This window comes from Marinospirillum sp. (genome assembly GCF_044810985.1).
Taxonomy (GTDB): domain Bacteria; phylum Pseudomonadota; class Gammaproteobacteria; order Pseudomonadales; family Halomonadaceae; genus Marinospirillum.
On the sequence record NZ_CP085242.1, the window covers coordinates 622,707 to 645,649 of the forward strand.

At 53.0% G+C, this 22,943-nt stretch carries 23 protein-coding genes and 3 tRNA genes; 10 read left to right on the forward strand and 16 right to left on the reverse strand.

Features of this window, described 5'->3' with window-relative positions:
• Nucleotides 1-5: 5 nt before the first annotated feature.
• From LG323_RS02970 to LG323_RS03010, 9 genes are all read right to left on the reverse strand, one after another.
• Nucleotides 6-437 carry a LexA family protein gene (locus LG323_RS02970; protein WP_404418898.1) on the reverse strand — a complete coding sequence of 144 codons (432 nt, stop codon included), beginning with the start codon at nucleotides 435-437 and terminating at the stop codon, nucleotides 6-8.
• 286 nt (nucleotides 438-723) lie between these two features.
• Nucleotides 724-810 (reverse strand) — tRNA-Leu (locus LG323_RS02975).
• Nucleotides 811-853: 43 nt separating this feature from the next.
• A tRNA-Cys gene (locus LG323_RS02980) sits at nucleotides 854-927 on the reverse strand.
• Between the two features lie 12 nt (nucleotides 928-939).
• Nucleotides 940-1,014: transfer RNA gene (locus LG323_RS02985), tRNA-Gly, on the reverse strand.
• A 90-nt stretch (nucleotides 1,015-1,104) separates the two neighbouring features.
• Nucleotides 1,105-1,665 carry a CDP-diacylglycerol--glycerol-3-phosphate 3-phosphatidyltransferase gene (gene pgsA / locus LG323_RS02990; protein WP_404418900.1) on the reverse strand — a complete coding sequence of 187 codons (561 nt, stop codon included), beginning with the start codon at nucleotides 1,663-1,665 and terminating at the stop codon, nucleotides 1,105-1,107.
• A 26-nt stretch (nucleotides 1,666-1,691) separates the two neighbouring features.
• Nucleotides 1,692-3,452, reverse strand: a complete 1,761-nt coding sequence (gene uvrC / locus LG323_RS02995; protein WP_404418902.1) for an excinuclease ABC subunit UvrC — start codon at nucleotides 3,450-3,452, stop codon at nucleotides 1,692-1,694.
• A 75-nt stretch (nucleotides 3,453-3,527) separates the two neighbouring features.
• Nucleotides 3,528-4,172 carry a response regulator gene (locus LG323_RS03000; protein ID WP_404418904.1) on the reverse strand — a complete coding sequence of 215 codons (645 nt, stop codon included), beginning with the start codon at nucleotides 4,170-4,172 and terminating at the stop codon, nucleotides 3,528-3,530.
• 58 nt (nucleotides 4,173-4,230) lie between these two features.
• The gene (locus tag LG323_RS03005) at nucleotides 4,231-5,946 is read right to left on the reverse strand and encodes an ATP-binding protein (protein WP_404418906.1); all 1,716 of its coding nucleotides are present in this window, start codon (nucleotides 5,944-5,946) and stop codon (nucleotides 4,231-4,233) included.
• The gene (locus tag LG323_RS03010) at nucleotides 5,946-6,947 is read right to left on the reverse strand and encodes an ABC transporter substrate-binding protein (RefSeq protein WP_404418908.1); all 1,002 of its coding nucleotides are present in this window, start codon (nucleotides 6,945-6,947) and stop codon (nucleotides 5,946-5,948) included. The genes LG323_RS03005 and LG323_RS03010 overlap by 1 nt, the downstream gene beginning before the upstream one ends.
• Before the next feature lie 87 nt (nucleotides 6,948-7,034).
• Here LG323_RS03010 and rimO point away from each other — a divergent pair, with 87 nt between their 5' ends.
• Nucleotides 7,035-8,375 (forward strand): 30S ribosomal protein S12 methylthiotransferase RimO, encoded by a 1,341-nt coding sequence (rimO, locus tag LG323_RS03015; protein ID WP_404418910.1) that lies wholly within the window; start codon nucleotides 7,035-7,037, stop codon nucleotides 8,373-8,375.
• Here the strand turns inward: rimO and LG323_RS03020 are convergent.
• Nucleotides 8,372-8,992 carry a TetR/AcrR family transcriptional regulator gene (locus tag LG323_RS03020; RefSeq protein WP_404418912.1) on the reverse strand — a complete coding sequence of 207 codons (621 nt, stop codon included), beginning with the start codon at nucleotides 8,990-8,992 and terminating at the stop codon, nucleotides 8,372-8,374. The two genes, rimO and LG323_RS03020, sit on opposite strands and share 4 nt — an antisense overlap.
• A gap of 117 nt (nucleotides 8,993-9,109) precedes the next feature.
• On the opposite strand from LG323_RS03020, the gene LG323_RS03025 reads away from it, so the two are divergent.
• The 8 genes from LG323_RS03025 to yidD all read left to right on the forward strand — a co-directional run bounded on the left by LG323_RS03025 (nucleotide 9,110) and on the right by yidD (nucleotide 16,341).
• Nucleotides 9,110-9,895, forward strand: a complete 786-nt coding sequence (locus tag LG323_RS03025) for a DUF599 domain-containing protein (RefSeq protein ID WP_404418914.1) — start codon at nucleotides 9,110-9,112, stop codon at nucleotides 9,893-9,895.
• A gap of 78 nt (nucleotides 9,896-9,973) precedes the next feature.
• On the forward strand, nucleotides 9,974-10,849 hold the full coding sequence (locus LG323_RS03030) for a RimK/LysX family protein (protein ID WP_404418916.1): 876 nt from the start codon (nucleotides 9,974-9,976) through the stop codon (nucleotides 10,847-10,849).
• Nucleotides 10,846-12,381, forward strand: a complete 1,536-nt coding sequence (locus LG323_RS03035; protein WP_404418918.1) for an inactive transglutaminase family protein — start codon at nucleotides 10,846-10,848, stop codon at nucleotides 12,379-12,381. The genes LG323_RS03030 and LG323_RS03035 overlap by 4 nt, the downstream gene beginning before the upstream one ends.
• Nucleotides 12,371-13,393 (forward strand): alpha-L-glutamate ligase-like protein, encoded by a 1,023-nt coding sequence (locus tag LG323_RS03040; RefSeq protein WP_404418920.1) that lies wholly within the window; start codon nucleotides 12,371-12,373, stop codon nucleotides 13,391-13,393. The genes LG323_RS03035 and LG323_RS03040 overlap by 11 nt, the downstream gene beginning before the upstream one ends.
• A 43-nt stretch (nucleotides 13,394-13,436) precedes the next feature.
• Nucleotides 13,437-13,889 (forward strand): transcriptional repressor, encoded by a 453-nt coding sequence (locus tag LG323_RS03045; RefSeq protein WP_404418922.1) that lies wholly within the window; start codon nucleotides 13,437-13,439, stop codon nucleotides 13,887-13,889.
• Between the two features lie 20 nt (nucleotides 13,890-13,909).
• Nucleotides 13,910-15,244 (forward strand): dihydroorotase, encoded by a 1,335-nt coding sequence (locus LG323_RS03050; protein WP_404418924.1) that lies wholly within the window; start codon nucleotides 13,910-13,912, stop codon nucleotides 15,242-15,244.
• Between the two features lie 323 nt (nucleotides 15,245-15,567).
• Nucleotides 15,568-16,011 carry a phosphoribosyl-AMP cyclohydrolase gene (gene hisI, locus LG323_RS03055; RefSeq protein ID WP_404418926.1) on the forward strand — a complete coding sequence of 148 codons (444 nt, stop codon included), beginning with the start codon at nucleotides 15,568-15,570 and terminating at the stop codon, nucleotides 16,009-16,011.
• 18 nt (nucleotides 16,012-16,029) lie between these two features.
• Nucleotides 16,030-16,341: a membrane protein insertion efficiency factor YidD gene (gene yidD / locus LG323_RS03060; RefSeq protein WP_404418928.1), complete on the forward strand. Its 312-nt coding sequence runs from the start codon at nucleotides 16,030-16,032 to the stop codon at nucleotides 16,339-16,341.
• A 9-nt stretch (nucleotides 16,342-16,350) separates the two neighbouring features.
• Here yidD and LG323_RS03065 read toward each other — a convergent pair whose 3' ends face one another.
• The 4 genes from LG323_RS03065 to LG323_RS03080 are packed head-to-tail and all read right to left on the reverse strand — an operon-like array spanning nucleotide 16,351 to nucleotide 18,628.
• Nucleotides 16,351-16,548, reverse strand: coding sequence for a hypothetical protein (locus LG323_RS03065; protein ID WP_404418930.1), 198 nt, complete (start codon nucleotides 16,546-16,548; stop codon nucleotides 16,351-16,353).
• A 10-nt stretch (nucleotides 16,549-16,558) separates the two neighbouring features.
• Nucleotides 16,559-16,966 carry a SufE family protein gene (locus LG323_RS03070; protein WP_404418932.1) on the reverse strand — a complete coding sequence of 136 codons (408 nt, stop codon included), beginning with the start codon at nucleotides 16,964-16,966 and terminating at the stop codon, nucleotides 16,559-16,561.
• Between the two features lie 21 nt (nucleotides 16,967-16,987).
• Nucleotides 16,988-17,380: a hypothetical protein gene (locus tag LG323_RS03075; RefSeq protein WP_404418934.1), complete on the reverse strand. Its 393-nt coding sequence runs from the start codon at nucleotides 17,378-17,380 to the stop codon at nucleotides 16,988-16,990.
• 45 nt (nucleotides 17,381-17,425) lie between these two features.
• Nucleotides 17,426-18,628, reverse strand: a complete 1,203-nt coding sequence (locus LG323_RS03080) for a tyrosine-type recombinase/integrase (RefSeq protein WP_404418936.1) — start codon at nucleotides 18,626-18,628, stop codon at nucleotides 17,426-17,428.
• Between the two features lie 202 nt (nucleotides 18,629-18,830).
• On the opposite strand from LG323_RS03080, the gene LG323_RS03085 reads away from it, so the two are divergent.
• Nucleotides 18,831-19,853, forward strand: a complete 1,023-nt coding sequence (locus LG323_RS03085) for a DNA-binding protein (protein WP_404418938.1) — start codon at nucleotides 18,831-18,833, stop codon at nucleotides 19,851-19,853.
• Here LG323_RS03085 and LG323_RS03090 read toward each other — a convergent pair.
• Both LG323_RS03090 and LG323_RS03095 read right to left on the reverse strand, forming a co-directional pair.
• Nucleotides 19,850-20,281 (reverse strand): universal stress protein, encoded by a 432-nt coding sequence (locus tag LG323_RS03090; protein WP_404418939.1) that lies wholly within the window; start codon nucleotides 20,279-20,281, stop codon nucleotides 19,850-19,852. The two genes, LG323_RS03085 and LG323_RS03090, sit on opposite strands and share 4 nt — an antisense overlap.
• A gap of 1 nt (nucleotide 20,282) precedes the next feature.
• Complete coding sequence (locus LG323_RS03095) at nucleotides 20,283-22,916, reverse strand: TRAP transporter permease (protein WP_404418941.1); 2,634 nt, start codon at nucleotides 22,914-22,916, stop codon at nucleotides 20,283-20,285.
• Nucleotides 22,917-22,943 lie beyond the last annotated feature (27 nt).

Genomic DNA, 22,943 nt, shown 5'->3' on the forward strand with positions numbered 1-22,943 from the left:
GCTTCTCAAGGCTGATGCAGCACCCAGCTTACGACTCCCCAGAAAATATCCGCTGCATCCAGCTGACTGATATCAACCGGAGGATAGCCGGACTCAGTGGTTTCGGCCACCAGCCAGGCTGAAGTTTCGTTTTTATGCAACCTGCGAACCACCAGCTCACCGAACAACAGCGCCACAACCACCTGTTCATGGCGGGGCGTCAGAGAAGAATCCACCACCAGCAAATCCCCATCGTGAATTCCCGCACCCCGCATGGCATGACCACTCACCCGGCAGAAATAGGTTGCCGAAGGATGGCGCACTAGGTGGCGATCCAGAGACAGCGTCTGACCGGAAAAATCAGCCGCAGGGCTCGGGAATCCAGTGGCTGAACGCTGGGTGGCCGCATCGGTGGGGGACTCTGCAGCCTGGGACGCAAACATTTCTTCAACATCCATAATCCACCTGCCAATAACTGAGTATTTATCCAGCAATCATTCTAACTGGATAAAAATCAGTATGCCAGCCGCAAGCTGAGTTTAATCAACCAGGTTAACTTCAAAAAATCCTGGGGCACTCCACCATTCAAATGACCATGAGGTATGCTCACCTGGCACCAGGTCACCTGGAGTCGGCAAAGATGTTGAATCCACTTTCCTGAATTTCGGTGGACACTTGGTGGACACCCAAAGCAAAAGAGGTATTATTGCAAAGAAAGGAAATTAGCTAAGCTGTTGATTTTCTTGGTGCCCGGAGCCGGACTTGAACCGGCACAGCCATAAGGCCGAGGGATTTTAAATCCCTTGTGTCTACCAATTCCACCACCCGGGCGGGGGGATTACAATTCAGGGAGGATCATTTTTCGTAGGAAAAATGGAGGCTGGGGTCGGAATCGAACCGGCGTCCACGGATTTGCAATCCGCTGCATAACCACTCTGCCACCCAGCCTTCATAGTTGCTTGGAGCGGGAAACGAGATTCGAACTCGCGACCCCAACCTTGGCAAGGTTGTGCTCTACCACTGAGCTATTCCCGCGCAACTGGAGGCACATTATAGGGAGTTATTATTTTCTGTCAATCCCTTTTGTTCTTTCTGTGCCTGTTTTTTTACTTTAGATGCAATAACTTAGCTGAGGTTACTATCCTTTGGCAGCAAATGCGGTATGGCGGCTTTCAGGTAGAGGTACATGGACCAGAGCGTTAGCAGGGCAGCCAGGTACAAGAGGCCCAGACCCAGCCAGGAGAAAAAATGTCCGGGCGGCCCCAGCAATAGCAGGAAGATGGAGATCATCTGGAAGGTGGTTTTCAGTTTGCCCAGCCAGCTCACTGCCACGCTGGCACTTTTGCCCACTTCTGCCATCCATTCCCGCAGGGCAGAAATCACCATTTCACGTCCGATGATGACCAAGGCTGGAAAAGTCATCATCCAGCTGGCATGGGCTTCAATCAAAACCCCCAAAGCGACAGCTACCATCAGCTTGTCAGCAACCGGGTCAAGAAAAGCTCCGAAAGGGGTCATTTGATTCCAGCGTCGAGCCAGATAACCGTCCAGCCAGTCGGTGAGGGCGGCAGCTCCAAACAGGAAGGCGCATATCAGGTATTTGCTTTCCCAGGGCAGGTAATATATCGCCACCAGTAAAGGAATGACCAGAATGCGCAACAGGGTTAAAAAAGTGGGGAAGTTCATGAGTTCAGTCTTTCTTTATGGAGTTGTTAATTGGGATGCAGGGTAGCATGAATTTCCTCAGCCAGGGCACGATTAATGCCTTCAACCTGGCATAACGCTTCTATACCCGCCTCGGCAACGGCCTTACGGCCACCAAAGTGTCTCAGCAAGGCTTGGCGGCGCTTGGCACCCACTCCCTTGATATCTTCCAGAAAGGAGGTGTTGCGTGTTTTGCTTCTTTTTTGCCGGTGCCCGGTGATGGCAAAACGATGGGATTCATCACGGATATGCTGGATCAAATGCAGAGCCGGACGGTGGCCGGGCAAATCCAGGGCCCGATCTGTGGTTTCAATGAACAGGGTTTCCAGACCGGCCTTGCGGGTTGTGCCTTTGGCCACACCCACCAGCAGCAGGTCGGTGATGTCCAGCTCTTCCAGAAGTGCGCGTGCGGCATTCAACTGGCCTTTGCCGCCATCAACAATCAATACATCGGGTAAAGCCACCTCGCCCTTTTTGATTCTCTGGTAGCGTCTTTTCAAGGCCTGACTCATCGCCGCATAGTCATCACCTGCGGCTACGCCTTCAATATTGAAACGCCGATAGTCCTGTTTGCGAGGGCCTTCCTGGTCAAAAACCACGCAGGAGGCAACGGTGGCCTCACCCTGGCTGTGGCTGATATCAAAACACTCCAGACGGGTGACGGGCTTCTCCATTTGTAAAACTGCTTGCAGATCTTCCAGACGTTTCTGGTATTGATCGGCCTTGTTGCGATGATGGCTCAGCTGTTGTTCAGCATTGGTTTGGGCCAATTCCAGCCAGCGTGCCCGTTGGGTGCGTACCTTGTGAGCCAGGCGTGGCTTGAAGCCAAACTTGTCGGCCAGTGCCTCCTGTAGAATTTCCGGCTCTTCCAGTTCATGGCTGAGGAGGATTTCAGGCGCAGGCGGTAAAGAGGTGCGGGTTAAAAAATACTGGGCGATAAAAGCGGTGAGAGTCGACTCATCGCTGGCATCCAGAGGATTTTCAAAGTTAAAGTGACGCGTTCCGATCAGGCGTCCCTGGCGCACCTGCAACAAGCTGATACTGGAGCGCCCTTCAGAGGCGACCAGGGCAAAAACATCGACATCACCGACGCCGGTATCCACATCCTGCTGCACTTGCAACTGACGTAGGTGCTGAATTTGATCCCGATAATGTGCAGCCTGTTCAAAATCCAGTTCGGCTGCAGCCGCTTCCATTTTTTCCGCTAACAGATCAGTGACTTTCTGACTTTTCCCCTGGAGCAGCAAACGGGCATGCTGCAGGTCATCAGCATAGGCCTGGGCAGAAATCTCTCCCGTACAGGGGGCCGAGCAGCGCTTGATCTGATATTGCAAACAGGGGCGGCTGCGATTGCTGAAGGTAGTATCATCACACTGGCGAATCTGAAATACCTTGTAGAGCAGCTGAAGGATTTCCCGAACACTGCTGGCACTGGGGTAGGGGCCAAACCATTCACCGGGGCCACGTTGGTGGCGGGCACGCTTGATGGTCAGTGCAGGCCATTTGTGATCCGAAAAATGCAGAAAAGGGTAGGACTTGTCATCCCTGAGCAGGATATTGAAAGGCGGCTTCAGGGCCTTGATCAGGTTTTGCTCCAGCAGCAGAGCTTCGGTCTCGGTGCGAGTGACCGTCACTTCAATCTGGGCAATTCGGCTGACCAGAGCCTGGGTCTTGATGGGCAGTTGGCTGGTGCGAAAGTAGCTGCCAAGGCGATTTTTTAGGTTTCTTGCCTTGCCCACATAAAGTATTTTGCCGTCCTCGGCATACATTTGATAAATGCCGGGCGATCGGGTTACTTCAGAAAGGAAAGTCTTACTGTCAAAGCTTGTCATGATCGGAGCGGGCTAGTCGGTAACATCAAGAAGCTTGTATCTTAAAGCCAGGTGAGTCAGTTCGACATCATTGCGCACTTCCAGTTTCTCAAAAATACGGTAGCGGTAGGTATTGATGGTTCGAGGGCTGACAAAGAGGCTGTCGGCAATTTCCTGCACTTTCTGGCAGTTGACAATCATCAGGGCTACCTGCATTTCCCGTTCGGACAGCTGGGAAAAGGGGTTGTTGTTGTGGTTGTTCTGGGGGTCGCGGGCAATCAGGCCACTGGCCACTGTCGGGTCAACATAATGCTGGCCGGAGGCCACCAGGCGAATGGCACGCACCACTTCCTCAAAACTGGAGCCTTTGGTCAGATAGCCTTTGGCGCCGGCCTGCAAAAGACGCTGGACAAAAGTGTCATCACCACTGGCCGTCAGACCAATCACCAGACTTTCCGGATGAGCACGGCTGATTTTTCGGGTTGCTTCGACACCGCCAATACCGGGCATTTTGACATCCATCAAAATAACTTCAGGCAAGAGCTCGCGGGTCAGTCGAATGGCTTCTTCGCCATCCCTGGCCTGCCCAACCACTTCTATACCTTCGGCTTCGGCCAGCATCTTTTCTATTCCTGTTCTTACCAGAACATGATCATCAACTATCAGCACTCGTGTCACTGGGTCACCTCAAAAGCAGCCTGACTGCAGACCAAGAAGGATAACAAATTTATTCGTATTATTGTGTGTTCCTGGACGTTTTTCGCACCGGGGCGATAAAGGTCAACATGAACTGGCTGCCCTGGCCTGGCTTGGAATGGAGTTCAAGCTGCCCTTGCAGTTGTTCAGCCAGCTCTTTGCTGATGGCCAGCCCCAGGCCCAGGCTGGTTACCGGGTGATGGGGATCAGGCTGTAAGCGTTGGAAGGGCTGGAAGATTTTATCCTGGTCCTGGGGTGCAATACCTGGCCCGGTATCCCTGACGGTCAGTGTGATCCTGGCTTGCTTGGCGGCCTGGAGTTCACAGCTGACTTCAAGTTCAATACCACCTTTTTCTGTGAACTTGGCCGCATTTTCAAGTAGATTGCTGACCAGTTGCAACAGCAAGGTTAACTGGGTTTGCACTTCCAGGGACTCCAGCTGCGGGTCTCCCTGAAAACTCAGAGACAAACCCTTTTTTTCGGCAGCCCAGGTAAAACTGCGCAACAACAACTCCAAAGGCTGATTCAGTTGAATCCACTGCATCTCCTCAACAGAGGCCGGTTCACCACCCTGGCGGGCCCGGGCAATCAGGTGATTCAACAGGTTCAACAACTGTTGGGCAGAAGCATCGGCAACCTGGGCCTGTTGGCGCTGTTCGGCATTCAGCTGGCTTTCCTGAAGCAGGGATAGCATACCGATGATGCCATTCAGAGGAGTGCGTATTTCATGTCCGATCAGGCTCAGAAAACGGGTGTCCACTCTATTTTTGTCAGCTGCATCATTGGACTTAAAAAAACTGAGCCGCGGAGCGAGCCACCAGGCAGCCAGTGAAAAAGGCAGCAGCAAGGCCATCAGCCCCAGCAGTTGTTGAAGCAAGAGGTAAATACCGCTGGTGTAATTCTCTTCAACCACAAGACAGAGCTGATGCCGGGGCAGCCAATGCCCAACACCACGAACTTTCTGATCCTTGTGATCCAGGTAAACTTGGGGTAAAGGGCGGTTTCGCAAACAGCTGTTCACGCCTTTGCTGTGCGTTGCCCGGGGATAGACCAGCTCACTGTCAGGCGATGATTCAGGGGGTGTGATGAAAAAATTATAGCGGTTAACCAGATAGCTTCGCGGAGAAGCTTCCTCGTCTGCGGAGACCATCAGCTGGCGTAGTTTTTCCAGATCTGCCCGTGCTGCTATGACCCCCACCTTGTGCTGATGACCACCGTCAGGACTTGGTAGCAGAAGGGGTCTGGCCAGGGTCATGGCCGCAGATTGCAGGGTGACCGAATGATAAACATTCTGAATATAGGGTGCATGAATTCCCTGGATGAAATAACGCCTGGAAGCTTTGTTCTTGCCAATCTGCTCGGGATCGCTGGAGTAAACCACATCACCGGAGCTGTTCAACATGAAGACTTCCAAAAAATCCCCAAAAGGACTGAGATAACTTTCCAGGGTTTCATTGAGAAAATGATGGTTCAGGTCAAGATCAGAGTGCACCTGTTCTGCCAGGACAGAGGCCGTCAAGGAAGCATTGGTGCTGGGCAAATGAGCCAGACGCAGCAGGTCAACATCAATGCTGTCCATCCAGCCAAGAAATTCCTGTTTTTTGTGGTCAGCAAGATCCTGCAGCCTTTGCTGCTCCTGATGTTCGCGCTGTATAAAGTTAAACAAAAACAGCGGCAGGCTGATCAGAAGTGCTGCCACCCAGATGGCCACCAGAAGTTGACGCTGGCTACTGGCCTGAGGCGTTGTCCCGAACATCAGTTGTCAATATCCAGAAAACGGTTGGTAAAAACCTGGCGGGTATCCACAGGCTGTTCAATCAAACCCTGGCGCTGCAAAGCTTCATAAAGCCGTTGCCAGTGATTGGCTTCCATCCAACCCAAAGGTCCCAGGCCGGAATGGATCAGAGGGGCTGAATGTTTCATCAAATATTGTTGGTGTTCCGGGTTTGCATAAAGTGGGTGCATATAGTCCTGAAGAAGCTCCAGGGAGTGATCCGGCTGCTCAATCATGAAACGCCAGCCTTTTAAACTGGCGCGTACAAAGGCACCAGCGGCGTCCTGATTATCGGCAACAAAATCTTCTGTGGTCATCAGGATATCGCCGTAACTATCAACACCATGATTTTGTGGCAGCAGCAGGTTGTAGTCCAGGTCTCTTGCATCCAGCAAAAAGGGTTCGTCGGTTATATAGATGGGTATGACATCCAACTCGCCAGCCAGAAAAGCATCCAGTTCATAGTTCATGGGAACTCTTTCAATAGCATCCAGTGGCAGACCATTCTCGGCCAGCAGAGCATCCATCAGTGTACTGGTGCCATCCGGCAGCACACCCACTTTCAATCCCTCAAGATCCCGCGGGTGGTGGACATCCAGCCGGGCGTGACTGGCAAAAGCAATGGGGCTGATGCGGAAAATGGCAGCCAGAGCCAACAAGGGATCACCTTGTCCGCGTGCAATCAAAACCTGATCGGGGCTATCAATGCCCAGATCGGCTTTGCCTGAAACCAGCTGCTGATGGACGGATTCATTGGTCTGATAGGGCAGAAATTCCACTTCCAGCCCTTCTTCTGCATAAAGTCCCAGCTCCTGGGCCAGAAAGAAACCGGCAAACTGGGGGTTGGGCACCCACACCAGAGCCATACGCAGTTTTTTTGGGCTGTTTGAAGCGGGCTGCTGGGCCGGACTGATGAAAAAAAGCCAAAGGGCGGCGAAAGCCAGGGGAAGAAGAATATAAATCAATGGCTTGCGCACAGGCATTGGACAGCTCGAATAACAAATGGGTGACCCTGAAGGGTTGAATGGTTAGAATGGGCGCTTTTCAACCCTGCATAGTGTAACCCTTTCATGTCATTAAGCTCTAGTTCAACTTCTGTAGCGCCTCGCGTGGGTTTCGTCAGTCTGGGATGCCCCAAGGCGCTGGTGGACTCGGAACGTATTCTGACCCAGCTGCGAGGCGAAGGCTATGACCTGGTTTCCAGCTATGAGGATGCCGACCTGGTTGTCGTCAATACCTGCGGTTTTATTGATGCCGCCAAGGCCGAATCCCTGGAAGCGATCGGGGAGGCCCTGGATGAAAACGGCAAGGTGATCGTCACCGGCTGTATGGGCGTTGATGAAAACACCATTCGCGAGCTTCACCCCCAGGTGCTGGCTGTGACGGGGCCACAGCAGTATGAGCAGGTGGTTCAGGCCGTGCATGAACACTTGCCACCACGCATCGACCATGATCCCTATCTGGACCTCTTGCCACCTCAGGGGATCAAACTAACCCCTCGGCACTATTCTTATCTGAAAATTTCCGAAGGCTGCAATCATCGCTGCAGCTTCTGCATCATTCCGTCGTTGCGTGGCGATCTGGTCTCCCGGCCTATTGGTGAGGTTCTGGGTGAAGCGGAGCGCCTGGTCAATGCCGGTGTTCAGGAATTGCTGGTGGTGTCCCAGGATACCAGTGCCTATGGCCTGGATTTGAAATACCGTACAGGCTTCCACCAGGGTCGACCGGTCAAAACGCGGATGAAAGAGCTGTGTGAAGAGCTGGGTCAACTCGGGGCCTGGGTACGCCTGCACTATGTTTATCCCTACCCGCATGTCAATGACATCATCCCCCTGATGGCAGAAGGCAAAATCCTGCCTTATCTGGATATTCCCTTCCAGCATGCGCATCCAGAGGTTCTGAAGGCCATGAAGCGCCCTGCGGCGAGCGAGAAAACTCTGGAGCGAATCCAGGGCTGGCGTGAGATCTGCCCGGATATCACTCTGCGCTCCACCTTTATTGTCGGCTTCCCTGGAGAAACCGAAGAACACTTTGAGTATCTGCTGGATTTCCTGGATGAAGCCCAACTGGATCGCGTGGGCTGCTTTACCTATTCACCTGTGGAAGGCGCTACTGCCAACCAGCTGCCGGGGGCTCTTCCTGAAGAAGTCAAAGAAGAACGCCTGGCCCGTTTTATGGAAAAACAGGCACAAATCAGTGCCGCCAAACAGCAACAGAAAATTGGTAAAAAGCTGGAAGTCCTGATTGATGAGGTGGGGGATGACGGAGCGGCGGCCCGAACCCAGGCTGATGCCCCGGAAATCGATGGTCAGCTTTTCCTGCTGGGGGAAACAAACCTGCAACCCGGCCAGCGGGTTCAGGTGGAAGTGACCGAGGCCGATGAGCACGACCTCTGGGGTAGGCTGCTTTAAGTGGGCTGATAGAGCGTGAGGATCTTATCGATGCAGTAATCAATATGCTTCTGCATCTCCTCACGGCTGGGGCTTTCACCCGTCATGATGAATTTGGGGCGAAAATAGGCATTGAGTGCTCCCTGAATAAAGAGGGCTGCCTGGTTGGCATCATCAATGACCAGGTTGCCAGCTTCATGCTGACGGGTTAAAAACTCGACCAGAAGCTTGCGGTCTTTTTCCATGCCTGCCTGGAAAAACATCCGGCCCAGATTCGGAAAATGCAGCGCCTCGGCCACCATCATGCGAAAAAGGGCAGTGTCTTCAGTTGACAGCAAATCGGAAATCAGCCCCTGGGCATAAGCCTGAAACACGGCTTCAACCCGGTCACTGCTGATATCCGTGGAGCGCAGTTGCTCATTTTCACAATTGCACAAGAGGTTGACCACGGCTTCAAAAAGGGCATCCTTGTTGCCAAAGTAGTTGTAAAGGGTTTGCTTGGCGACCCCGGCTTCAGCCGCAATGGTTTCCATGCTGGCATTCTGATAGCCCTTTTGCAGAAAGGCATCGGATGCAGCTTGAATGATTTGTTCACGCTTATCACTGCAAGCGTTCGGTTTTGGAACTTGAATTTTCACTGACAGCAGACCTCAAACAAATGGAAACCCTGTATATTCAGACCTTGAGTGTAACAAAAAATGTATCCTTTCAGGGAGCAGGGTTACTGTTATTTCTAATTTTAATGGGGAGACAAGGTGCCTGAGAGTTTAATGATGGCTTTTTCCTGGTTGGACTGGCTGGCTCTGGGCTGGTTTTTTGCCTGCTGGGCCTGGTATTACGAATACTCCCGTCGTCGTCAGCGCAGCAAACGCTGCCTGGCCGGTGTCATGCACGGTTATCGTTATGACTGGATGAGGCGTCTGCTGGGTCGTGAGGCCCGTATTGCCGATGCCACCATCATGACGCACCTGGAGCGTAATGGCGCTTTTTTTGCTTCCAGCACCCTGCTGATTCTTGCCGCCCTCTTTGGCTTGATGGGGACAACGGAAAGAGCTTTGCTGGTTCTTGCTGATCTGCCTTTTGCTGCCAGTTCGCCCAGCCGCCTGGGATTGGAACTAAAACTTCTGCTGCTGATCGGCCTGTTTATCTACGCCTTTTTCACCTTTACCTGGTCAATGCGCCAATATAATTTTTGTGCCATCTTGATTGGCAGTGCCCCGGCAGCGGATGAAAAAGACTCGACGCCGGGTTTGCGAAAGATGTTTGCAATCCAGGCCGCCAATGTCATTGATCTGGCCGCGAACCAGTTCAACTATGGGCTTCGGGCCTATTATTTTGGCTTGGCCTTGCTGGCGTGGTTTTTACACCCCCTAGCTTTTATTCTGGCCACAGCGGGGGTTGTGGGGGTGCTCTTTCGACGTGAATTTCACTCCAAAACCCTGAAAGCCCTGGCTGCTGGAAGGGATCTGGACATCACCTTCAGGGGCATTCTGCAACATGAAGAGACCACTTCTGAGTCCTTGAAAAGTCAAAACAAATAACGGTGTCTGGCTGGTGACACTTCAATTTTGGTAGCGACTCGGCTAGAGTCCCAGAGGATTTAACTCAGGAAGCAAACAATGAAGCAAAACAAAGGCAGGGGGCGTTTATTAGGTTTACTGCCACTCTTAGGTTTACTCTCAGCCTGCCAGGTTTTTCAGCAGCAGGAGCCGGTTAATCAAAGCCAACTGGAAGCTGCACTGGCCAGGCAGCAACAGGTGCTCAGCGAGATTATTCAGGCCCAGCCCGAAGCAACCAGTGAACTTTTCGGCAGCCAGCTCCAGGGGCTGGAAAGCCAGGTTGTTAAGCTTCTGGAAAGTGAGCTGACAAAAACCCGTCGCGATCTTGCTGAACTTCAGGAAGAAAACCTCCGTCTTCACCGTCAGCACACCTTTCAAATTGAAGAGCTGGGCCATCAGGTGACCGGGACTCAGCCTTCCTCTGAGCCGGGCTTCAATTCTTCTGCAGCTCCCGATGTGGTCAATGGCGACGGCTTGCTGGTTTTTGGGCGGCATGAATGGGTGGCCTTTCCCGATCACGGATTGCTCATGTCGGCTCGGGTTGATTCCGGTGCCAACACCTCTTCCATGCATGCCATCAATATTCGTGAGTTTGAAAGGGATGGCGATACCTGGATACGCTTTACCACCCAATACCAGGCAGAGGGGGAGGATGAAGCTGAAGACATAGAGCTGGAGGCACCGCTGGTGCGTCGCGTGACTATTCTTCAGGCATCCGGCTCTGAAAGCCGCCCCGTTGTGAAGCTGCGCATGCAGTTGGGTTCGCTGGTCAGTGACACCGAGTTCACCCTGACCGATCGGGGCGACATGAGCCATCCAACCCTGCTGGGGCGCCGCTTTATGATGGATATTGCCCTGATTGATGTTTCAGAAAAATACCTCCAGCCCAAACCCGAGCTTGAAGAAACCCCGACCACGGATGAGTCCGACTCATGAAAGCACCTCGTTCAACCCTGTTGTGGACGGCCCTGTTACTGATTGGCCTGGGTCTGGCTCATTCAACCTGGCGCCATCTGGTTCATCAGGTTCCCTTACTGCCTGGAAGTCAGGTGCAATACTGGGATATAGAGGCCAGAGTGGAGCTTCAGGCCTCGGGCGACTCAGTCCAGGTCAGGCTGGCCGTGCCTGAAAGTCAGCCTGGCTTTTTGATGCAGTCGGAACATACGGCATCCCCCGGCTATGGTGTTGATTTTATTGAAAATGGCTTGCGGCGTGTGGAGTGGAGCATTCGTGAGGCAGAAGGGTTGCAGTGGCTTTACTATCGCACCCAGTTTCAGGTGGATGACGAGCAACTGCTGGCCGCCGTGGATCAACCTCCAGCTATTCAGGAACAACTTTGGGAAGATCCCATTGAAACTGCTGCAGCCCAGCTGTTGCGCCGATCCTGGCAGGAGTCGGCAGAAGGCTTCAGCCTGGCCCGGGCTTTAACTCAACGTCTGAGTGATGACAGTAATGAAAACGCCGGCCTTCTTCTCAGTGAGCTGACTCCCGAAGAAGCCCTGGTCAGGCTGCTCAATGAAGCCGAGGTTCCTGCTCGGGTTTTACACGGCCTCAGACTGGAGGACGGTCGGCGCAACCAGCGCTTGCAGCCGCTGGTTCAGGTTTTTCAGGATCAAGAATGGCGTCTTTATGATCCGGTGAATGCCCTAGAGGAGCCCGGACAGAAATATCTGCTCTGGCAACAGGCTTCCGGCCCTGTTCTGGAAGTTATGGGAGCCAGGGATTCCCAGGTGAACTTTTCCATGCTGTCCACTCGGGAACCAGCCAGTGGGGGTGTTCATGCTCTGGCTGCCGGAGATGCCCTGCTGAACCTTTCCATTCACAGCCTTCCCATTACCGAGCAGGCCGTCTTCAGAACCCTGATGCTGCTACCTGTTGGTGCTCTGGTGGTTGTTTTATTGCGTGTTTTCATCGGTCTGAAAACCTCTGGCACCTTCATGCCGGTACTGATTGCCTTGGCCTTTCTAGAGATGTCCCTGCTGCCGGGTGTCATTACCTTCCTGATAATTGTTGCAGCAGGGCTGGTGATCAGGCAGCTGCTGGCTTACCTGAACCTGCTTCTGGTGGCCCGGGTCGGGGCGGTTATCGTCTGTGTGATCGGCCTGATAGCCCTGATGTCGGTGGTTTCCTTTCATGCCGGAATCAGCACGGGGATGCAGGTGACGCTTTTCCCGATGATTATTCTGGCCTGGACGATTGAACGCATGTCGATTCTCTGGGAGGAAGAGGGTGCCAAAGAAGTTTTTGTTCAGGGGGCTGGCAGTTTGTTGACAGCCATCGTTGCCTTTCTGGCCATGGATCAAAACTGGATGCGTTACTGGCTGTTCAATTTTCCCGGCTTACAGCTGGTTGTCATGGCCTTGATACTGATCGCAGGCAGCTATACCGGTTACCGCTTCGTTGAGCTCTGGCGATTCCAGCCCCTGGTTAGGGAAAAAGAAAAGGAAGACCAGAAAGATGTTGGCTAAACTGGCCCGGCACTTTGCAACCCCCGGCCAGCTCCGCCAGTCTGGAGTTTTGGGGATGAATCAGCGCAACCTGCGCTGTATCGGCAGTTATAATCCCAGGAAGCTTTTCCCCCTGGTTGACGACAAGCTGCAAACCAAGCTGCTGGCTGAAGATTACCAATTGGCCATCCCCCGACTTCTGGCTGTCATCCGCAGTCAAATGGATGTTAAACATTTTGAGCGCTTTCTGCCCTCGGGGCAGGGTTTTGCCATCAAACCGGCCAAGGGGAGTGGCGGCAAGGGTATTTTGATCATTCTGGAAACCCGTGGCGATTACTTTCGCAAAGCTTCCGGGCAATGGGTGTCCAGACAGAAGGTTGAACGCCACTTGTCCAATCTGATTTCCGGTCTCTACAGTCTGGGCGGCAATCCGGATGTTGCGATCATTGAAACCCTGATTGAAAATGCTCCTGAATTCAATGACTTCACCTACAAGGGAGTGCCGGATATTCGTATCATTGTTTATCGCGGTTACCCTGTTATGGCCATGATGCGGCTTTCCACCCAGGCCTCTGATGGCAAGGCCAACCTGCATCAGGGAGCCATTGGCGTAGGAATAGACCTGGCCAGTGGTCATGCTGTACAGGCCATCCAGCATGACCGGCCGGTAAAAGAACACCCCGACACCGGCAAGAATCTGAATGAATTGAAAATCTCTGACTGGCGCTCGATGCTGTTACTGGCCAGCCGCTGCTATGATATGACCGGCTTGGGCTACCTGGGGGCCGATCTGGTCCTGGATGCCCGACAGGGCGCACTCTTGCTGGAGCTGAATGCCCGCCCGGGCCTGGCCATCCAACTGGCCAATACCGCCGGTCTCAACCCACGCCTGGAGGCTCTTGATCAATGGACCCGTCGCATCAAGGGACCCGAGCAACCCAGTGAAGACCGGGTGGCTGCCGCTCAACAATTGTTTGCTTGTGATACGCCCGAGATCCGTGTTTGTGTCGATCAACCCCACCACGTAGAATAATGGTCAACTTTTCCAGCATGACACCTTTACCTAGAGACCCTTCATGAGCCAGGAAGCCGACAAGCTGATGTCTGAAGCTGACGCCCTGTGTCTGCGTAAAGGCCTGCGTCTTACTCCAACACGCCGCCGCGTGCTGGAACTCATTGTACAAAGCCCCGGTGGTGCCAAGGCCTATGACTTACTGGATGCCTTGACCGCTGAAAATCCTTCCGCAAGACCCCCGACCATTTACAGAGCCATTGATTTTCTGCTCAGTAATGGCCTGATTCACCGTATCGAATCCCTGAATGCCTACGTCAGCTGCACCTGCCCGGAGCATGCCCAGGCTTACCAGCTTCTGATCTGCAAAAATTGCGGTGATGTTCAGGAATTGCATGAAGAAAACCTGGACTCCCAGCTTGAAACGGCTGCCCGGGATCAAGGATTTCAGGTTTTGAGAAAAACCATCGAGGTTCACGGCATCTGCCATACTTGTCAGCAAGAAACTGTTTTTTAATTTTTTGGAGTGACCCCAATATGTATGATCTTTTGATCACCCAGGCCACCTTGGTTAATGAGGGCCGTATTCACCAGGCTGATGTGGCCATCAGTAATCAGCGCATTGTCAAAATCGGTCAGGATCTGTCGGCTGAAGCGGCCAAGCAAGTCATGGATGCCCAGGGTCTGCACCTCTTACCGGGAATGATTGATGATCAGGTGCACTTCCGTGAACCCGGCCTGACACACAAGGGCGATATTGCCACAGAATCCTCCGCAGCAGTGGCCGGTGGCATCACCACCTATATGGAAATGCCCAACGTCAACCCTCTGACCATCAATGCCCAGGCCCTGGAAGACAAGTACACCCGGGCAGCAGGGCGCTCCAGAGCCAACTTTGCTTTTTACCTGGGTGCCAGCAATGACAACCTGGAAGAAATCAAAAATCTGGACCCTCAGGCAGCCTGCGGCATCAAGGTTTTCATGGGTGCTTCCACCGGCAACATGCTGGTAGATGACCCGGAAATTCTGGAGGGCATCTTCGCCTCGGCCCCTATACTGGTGGCCACCCACTGTGAAGACACGCCCATGATTCAGGCCAACGAAGAAGCGGCCCGCGAGAAATATGGTGAAGACGTACCTTTCAGCGAACACCCGGCGATTCGTTCCGAAGCGGCCTGCTGGAAATCTTCATCCTACGCCGTGGAACTGGCCAAAAAGCACGGAACCCGGCTGCATGTTCTGCATATCACTACAGCCAAGGAACTGGAACTCTTCGAACCCGGCGAAATGCAGGGTAAACAGATCACTGCAGAAGCCTGTGTTCATCACCTCTGGTTCAGTGAAGAGGACTACCCGCGCCTGGGTGCCCAGATCAAATGCAACCCGGCCATCAAGCGTAAAACGGACAGAGACACTATTCTGCAAGCCGTCAAGGAAGGGCGGATTGATATCATCGCCACGGATCATGCACCTCACACCTGGGAAGAAAAACAGGGCACCTATTTCAAGGCACCCGCAGGCTTGCCTTTGGTGCAACATGCTCTGCCCAGCTTGCTGGACCACTGCCATGATGGACGCCTGTCCCTGGAAACCGTGGTGCAGAAGGCCTGTCACAACCCGGCTGAACGCTACCAGGTCAAGGATCGGGGCTATATCCGCGAAGGTTACTTTGCCGATCTGGTGCTGGTTGATCTGAAAGGCCAGTCTTTGGTCGATAAAGACTCGCTTCTTTACAAGTGCGGCTGGTCACCCTTTGAAGGCCATACCTTCAACTGCAGGATTGCTGCTACCCTGGTCAATGGCCAGGTTGCCTATGAAAACGGCCAGCTCAGTGAGGATGTTTTTGGGCAGCGAATTACTTTTAATCGCTGATTGAAGGCTTTTAGTCGGTCACGCTGCTATAACCTGAATCCAGACACGCCGTGAATACCTCCATGTAGGCTCGGCTGCCGCTTTCCCTGCGGCAGACGGTCTGGACTTCAGCCATAGCAGCTTTACTGTTAACTGTACGGAAATATCCAGAGTAGGCACAAAGGTACAGCAGCGAGTCAATACGCCAAAAGGTGTCGAGACTGCTTTCGCAGGACGTGTGAATACATCCCTGTAAACTCTGGCTGCAACTTCCTGTTGCAGACAGCCTGTGAAAGCAGCACCCGCCCCCTAACATTAACGAGTCAGTAGAGTGGAATTTTTGAATGGCTTCAAACAACCCCTTCTGGAAAGAACTGGAAAATGCCCCCTCGGGCACTGAAAAGTCGTTGAGCGAGGCGCTCGATCAACTGGCTTTCAACGATCAGGGCTTGATCACGGCCATTGCCCAGCAAGCGGATAGCGGTGAAGTATTGATGCTGGCCTGGATGAACCGGGAGTCCCTGGAAATCACACTGCAAGAAGGGCGGGCCTGTTACTGGTCACGCTCCCGCCAGCAGCTCTGGCGTAAGGGTGAAAGCTCGGGTCAGGTGCAGTGGCTGAAAGGTTTGCGTGTGGATTGCGATGGTGACGCCCTGTTACTGCTGGTGGATCAACAAGGCCCTGCCTGTCACACCGGACGGCGTAGCTGTTTCTATTTTGATTTGAACGGTGAACGCCTGGAAGTGGTGGCCGAGCCGGTCATTGATCCGAACACCCTTTATAAATAACGGCTGAAAGGCAAACCTGTGACTCGCAAGGAAATCCTCATCAACTGGCTATTGCTGCTGCCCCGTTTGCTGGGCTGGCTGCTGAAAATCCTGTTGATTGGGTTGGTGCGTTTTTATCAGTATGTGATCAGCCCCATGAAGCCGCCCAGTTGCCGCTTTTATCCCACCTGTTCCAGCTATGCAGTGGAAGCTCTGCAGGAGCATGGTCCGATCAAGGGTTTATGGTTAACAGTCAAAAGGGTAGGGAAGTGCCACCCGTTTCATCCGGGTGGCATTGATCTGGTACCGGAAAAGAAAACCCGCAAATCCGGTTGCAACTGCAACCACTAAGCCTGGGGATTACCGCGCTTCAGGAAGCTCTTCCAGTTTTTTCAGCAAAATATCGGCACTGCGTACGGCACTGTCGGCCATAACATCAGCGCTGGCATCGTGAATGAAATTCTTCTCAGCCGTGCTGGCCAAGCCTTGCATGATCATGGCTGCAATCATTTCACGTTTGCTTAAACCGCTACCACCTGCCAGAGATTCATAGCTCATTTCATTGCTCCTATTGGGCCTTAGCCAGGGTGAAAATTCTTTCCAGCATGGCATGAAGACCATTGCTGCGTGTGGGGCTCAAGTGTTTGTCCAACCCCAGTTTATTTAAAAAATCCGGGGGAGTGTCCAGTATCTCCTGAGGCGTTCGATCGTTATAAATACGCAGTAAAAGAGCAATCAGACCGGAAACGATGGCGGCATCACTGATGGCATTTAGATGAATCCTGCCATCACGCACTTCAGGACGTATCCAAACCTGGGACTGGCAGCCTTCGATCTTGTATTCAGCGGTTTTCCATTCCTCAGGAAAATCAGGCAGGGCTTTGCCCAAGTCAATAATATACTGGTAGCGATCCATCCAGTTATCAAACATTTCGAACTCTTCCAAGAGTTCCTGCTGGGCTTCTTGTGCTGACACGGAAATAACTCCTGATAAGATTTAGTCTTCAGTGCGCCTGACTTCAAGGCGTTCACTGCTGGCAATGCGGATGTGCTGGCCATTGCGCGTGGTAAAAGCATTTTCCTGCAAGTCTTTCTTGTAAACCCGGTATTCCTCTCGGGAACCCGTCACAGGATTAACCACAGTCACTTCCAGAAGGGTGCGTTTATCATGCCAATCATAAATGGCATAAGCGGCGCTGGCCAACAAAGCGGTAACCACCAAGGCGATCACAAAAGCCTTGACTGGAACAGGTGCCTGCCGGGGTGAGGGTGTACGTAGGCGGCGAGGGGTAGCCTGTTGATCATCACCGGCCTCCACCTTTTGCTGATGCCGCCAATAAAAATAAACACCGGCGATCACCAGCCCGGTTAGTAAAAGTTGTCCCAGCATCCAGATTCTCGCATTGATCAAAGACAGCTAGTTTAGCAGATTAACCTAGTCTTGCGTGTCTGCCCAGGGAGCCTGCCAATCCTGCTTGCGGTTCTGTTCCTGCCAGGCTTCTTCTTCTTCGTGCATATAAATTCGCGTCGTTGCCAGGCTGGCATGGCGGGCATTGCGGGCCAGAAAGCGTAGCTCAACACCGGCATCAGCCTGATGGGTGATGGAAGTATGCCGAAACCAGTGGGTGCTGGTTTTGGCAAGACGTTCGGCAATTTCCGGGTTGCTGGTGGCAAAGGCCCGGCTGGCTTCATCGGTCAGGTCTTTCATGGTGCGATAAATCATATTGGCACTGATGCCCTTGTTGCCCTGAAGATCCCGCACCACTGGGCTGTCATCATCACCAGGGGGCAGGGGAGGCAGCCCCATGAATTCGCGATAGCGTTTGAGAGCCGCAACCAGGGCTTCGCTGACCGGAATTTCCGCGTATTTCTGCCCCTTGCCCTGTACGGCCCACCACCAGTTACCCCGGCGTTGAAAAAAATCATTCATGCGTGCCTGAGCCACTTCATGCACCCGTGGAGCCAGCAGATACAAAAAAGCCAGTAATAGACGCCAACGTTCCAGCTGTTTCTGGCGTTTGGGGCTATCGACCGGCTGATGCTGAAGGTAATCAACCAGGGCTTCCCAGGTTTCGTGATCCAGGTGCCTTTCCCTGACCTGGCGGGCATCCTGGCGGATCTCCTTCTGACGAATCAAAGCCAACGGATTCCCAGCCAGATAACCGGCAGCATGCAGGTATTGAAAAAGCCCCCGCAGGATACGCAGTGCGTGTTGCTGGCTGTTCAGGCTCAAACCACCCTGAAAAGGTCGCCAGTCCGGGCTGTGGCGGGCTGCGCGTCCATGTCCACACCAACGCGCAGCAGGCTGAGGATCTTTCAGAAACTGCTGATAATCCGCCAGATCCTGACGGTTCAGGCTGGAGAAGGCCTTGCCTTTTTCCAGCCAGCACCAGAGCAGCAGGCGTTCAGCTTCCTTTCTGTAGGTGCGAAAAGTTTGAGGCTGGCTTTGGTATTCCACCAGCCAGGACTGCACGGCTTCCAGATCGGTACGCGCATCAAGCTGACAAATCTGGGTCGCCGGTGGCCGGTTAACCCCAAAGCGTCCATTCAGTTCATCCGGCAGTTCCGGCAAACGCTCCAGAGGTGCGAGTGGTAAAGCCTGACCGCTGGAACCTGAAGGCTGTGGGTAGCGAGGCATGGTGAATCCTTGAATAAAGGTTTTGAGGCATTTTATCTGTAATTTCCAGCTCTTGCCAGCATTCATGATAATTACGGTTATCATGAATATAGGATAGATTTCATATCATACTTTACGTTTTACGTAATACGTAATATTATCTATAAAATCGCCGAACGAATCACGGCAGTCCCCTGCCCTCGAAAAATGGGAGCCAAATACCATGGCCAGAAAAGGTGTGGAATACCAGGAAGTCGTTACCGTCATCCAGCAGCTACAGCGTCAAGGTGATAATCCAACCGTGCAGCGAATTCGTGAACTGCTGGGTACAGGCAGCTTCACCACACTCAGTGAACATCTGCGCACCTGGCGAGAAAATCAGCGGGATGCCAGTGCTTTGCAGCAGGACGCCCAGCAACTGCCCGAGGAACTCATGGCCATAACCCAAAAACTCTGGGAAGCCGCCTGTTTTCAGGCCGATGAAAAGCTCAGTGAGTATCAGCAGGAAGCGGATGAAGAAATCCGCAAGGCTTTGAGGGAAAAGCATCAGGCTCTGGAAACAGCCCAGCTCAGCGAAGAAAAGAATCAACTCTTGGATCAGAAAAACAATCAGCTTTTGCAGGAGAGCAAGCAACAAGCTGCTCAAATCAGCCGTTTGGAAGAGCAGCTCAATCAACGCGGCAAGGATCTGGAAACGGCCACCCAGCAAACCCAGCAGTTGGAAAAGGAACTGGCGGCCAGCAAACAGCTGCTGAGCCAGCGTCAGGAAGAGCACCAGGGGCAACTCAAGGCACTGGAAGAGCGTTCCCAGGCCGATCTGCAACAAGAGCAGGCACGTAATGAAGCCAACCAGCAACGCTGGTTAAAGGAAGTGGATTTGGCCCGCCAGCAGACTAAAATGCTGCAGGAGGACTACAATCGGGATCAGCAGCAATGGCAGGCACAGGAAAAGAAACTCCTTGACCAACAGAAGAACCTGGAAAATGCCAACAAGGAATTGCTGCAAAGCCAGGAAAAACAGGCCCTGGAACACCAGCAGCTTGAGCAGCAACTGGCAACACTACGCGAGGAAGCAGCCAGCCTGCGACAGGAAAGGGATACCACAAAAGAAGAACTTCAACGCCTGCACAGCGAGCAACGCGGCTACTGGCAAAAGCTGGAAGAGAAAAACAACCGGATTCAGAGTCTGGAAGCAGATTTGCGCCAGTTAAAGGAGAGGCACACCTCCCCTTTGATACTCACCTAGTCGCGAATGACCATGACTGAAATCTCCGCCCTTTCCACGACCCGTGCTGCCGTGGAACCCAGAAAAAAGCGCTCTACAGCCTTGGGGCTGTGACTCGGGATCACAATCAAATCGGCATGAACACGTTGGGCTTCCTTGAGAATCTGTTTATAGGGTTTGCCTTCCACGGCTCGCAGCTTGACCTCAAGGTTTTCAGGAATGAAGGGTTCCACCAGGTCGCGTAATTGACTGTAAACCGCCTCCAGCGCTTTGCTCATATTCTGCTGGGGAAAGTAGCTAGCTACGATGGGAGAGCCAAAACCAGGCATGACGGTCAAAATATGCAGTTGCGCCTGATTGGCCACTGCCAGGTCAACAGCCGCCTGAATAGCCTTTCCGACATCCTCGCCTTCGCTGATATCCAGTGGTAATAAAATCTGCTTGAACATTTCAAACCTCCCCAGACGAGGTTGCCGGATGATCAGGATGAATTCCACCCTGACGACGAATACGACGTTTTTGCAACCAGCCGATCCATCCCAGCAACACCAGAGGTGGAATCAGCATCCATTCCTTGGCCGGGCGTTCCCGCTCAACTTCCACTGCGGTAATTTCCCAGCCAAAATCAATGCCCAGGGCCTGGGCCGGGGAATCCCAGGTAACCAGATCCACGACCACCTGCTGATCGACAATATTCAGCATCAAACCGGCGTTTTCCAGACGGGTATTCCCATCCGCCTGAGGTCCCATGGGCAAAGCAACCACTTTACTGACCTGATCGCCATCCAGGTTGTCACCATCCACCCAAATGCGCAGCTTTTCATCGGCTGGAACCTTTTCTGCCGCCTGAACAATTTCCACTGCCGGAAGCTTGTCGATCGGAGGGTAAATCATGTCCCACCAAAAACCGGGGCGAAAGAGGGTAAAGGCAATGAGCAGCATAGCCAGGGTTTCCCAGAGGCGGTTGCGTGTCAGCCACCAGTGTTGAGTGGCAGCGGCAAACACCAGTATGGCCAGGGTTGCTCCCAGAACCACGGTGATAAAGTGAAAGACATTGCTGATATCCATCAGCAGCAGGTTGGTATTGAAAATAAACATGAAGGGCAAAATGGCTGTGCGGATATCATAGGCAAAGCCCTGCACCCCGGTCTTGATCGGGTCCGCTTTGGCAACAGCCGCGGCGGCATAGGCGGCAAGCCCCACCGGTGGAGTGTCATCCGCAAGAATCCCAAAATAAAACACAAACAGGTGCACGGCAATCAGTGGAACCAGCAAGCCATTCTGCGCACCCAGCTCAACAATAACCGGGGCCATCAAAGTGGAAACAACAATATAATTGGCTGTGGTCGGCAACCCCATACCCAGCACCAGGCTGATCACGGCCGTGAAAATCAGAATCAGGATCAGGCTGCCCCCGGAAATCAGCTCGACAAAGTCGGTCATAACCAGGCCAATACCCGTCAGGGTGACCGTGCCCACAACGATGCCGGCAGCTGCCGTGGCCACACCAATTCCAATCATGTTCTGGGCACCCTTGATCAGACCCTGAACCAAATCATCAAAGCCCTTTTTGATGGCACCCGTGTAACTGTCTGCAACCTTTTGCCCTCTTCGACTGCGGAACCAGGCCTGCAAAGGCCGTTGAGTCACCACAATGAAGATCATGAAGAGGGTTGCCCAGAAGGCGGCCATACCCGGTGAAAAACGCTCTACTGCCAGACACCAGACCAGAACCACGACCGGCAGCAAGAAATACAGGCCGGACTTAACGGTTGGCCCCACTTCAGGCAACTCCATAATCGGACTTTCGGGATCATCCAACTTGAGTTCAGGGAAACTGCAGGCATAAGCTACCAGAGCGACATAGGCAATCAGGGTCAGAAGTAAAACTACGGGTAAGGCCCAAGCACCCAGTAGGGTTTTCAGCCAGCCTATGCCGTAATAAACCATCAAGGTCAGAATGCAGAGGCCCAGAACAATGCCTGTGAAGTGGGTCAGGGAATGCAGCAGGGTTGGCTTGTAGCGGCGAGGAATGCCCTGCATATTGGCCTTGCAGGCCTCCAGGTGAACAATGTAGATCAGGGCAATATAAGAAATCAGGGCGGGCAGAATGGCATGCTTGATGACATCCAAATAAGGAATGCCCACATATTCCACCATCAGAAAAGCGGCCGCTCCCATGATGGGTGGAGTCAGCTGACCATTGGTGGATGAAGCCACTTCCACTGCCCCGGCCTTGGTGGCAGGAAAACCCACCCTTTTCATCAGCGGGATGGTAAAGGTGCCGGTAGTGACCACGTTGGCAATGGAAGAGCCGGATATAATGCCCGACATGCCCGAGGCCACTACGGCCGCCTTGGCAGGGCCACCACGCATGTGTCCAAGCAGTGAGAAGGCAACCTTGATAAAATAATTGCCCGCCCCTGCCCTTTCCAGCAAGGCGCCAAAAAGAACAAAGAGGAAAACAAAACTGACTGAAACCCCGATGGCAACCCCAAACACCCCTTCACTGGTCAACCATTGGTGCGAAAGCAGACGCTCCAGACTGGCACCACGATGCGAAATCACATCAGGAAAATAGGGGCCAAAATAGGTATAAATCAGAAAAACCCCGGCCACAATCATCAGTGGTGGCCCCAGGGCTCGGCGCGTGGCTTCCAGCAACAACAACATCCCCGTGCCGGCAAAGATCAGATCCGTTGTTATGGGAATACCAGGACGGGTTGCCAGGGCATCATAAGCAAAGACGAGGTAAAGCGCTGAAGCCGCACCGCCCAGAGCAAAAAGCCAATCATGCCAGGGAATTCGGTTTTGTGGTGAGTTTTTAAAGGCAGGGTAAGCTAAAAAAGCCAGAAAAATGGCAAAAGCCAAGTGTATAGGCCGTGCAAAAGAAGAACTGATGAGAGAAAAGGGTGAAGCATACCAGAGTTGAAACAACGACCAGCAAAGCGCAACCAGCAGAATCAGTTTCCCGGAGGAGCCGGGCGGATTGCGGGAACCACTTTCAGCGGCAACCAGACGGGCTGCATCTTCAGTTGAGGAGCTGTCTATACTGATGGACTTTTGTTTTTTGGTGGCTACCATGCGCTCTGTCCTCTACCCAATAAAAAT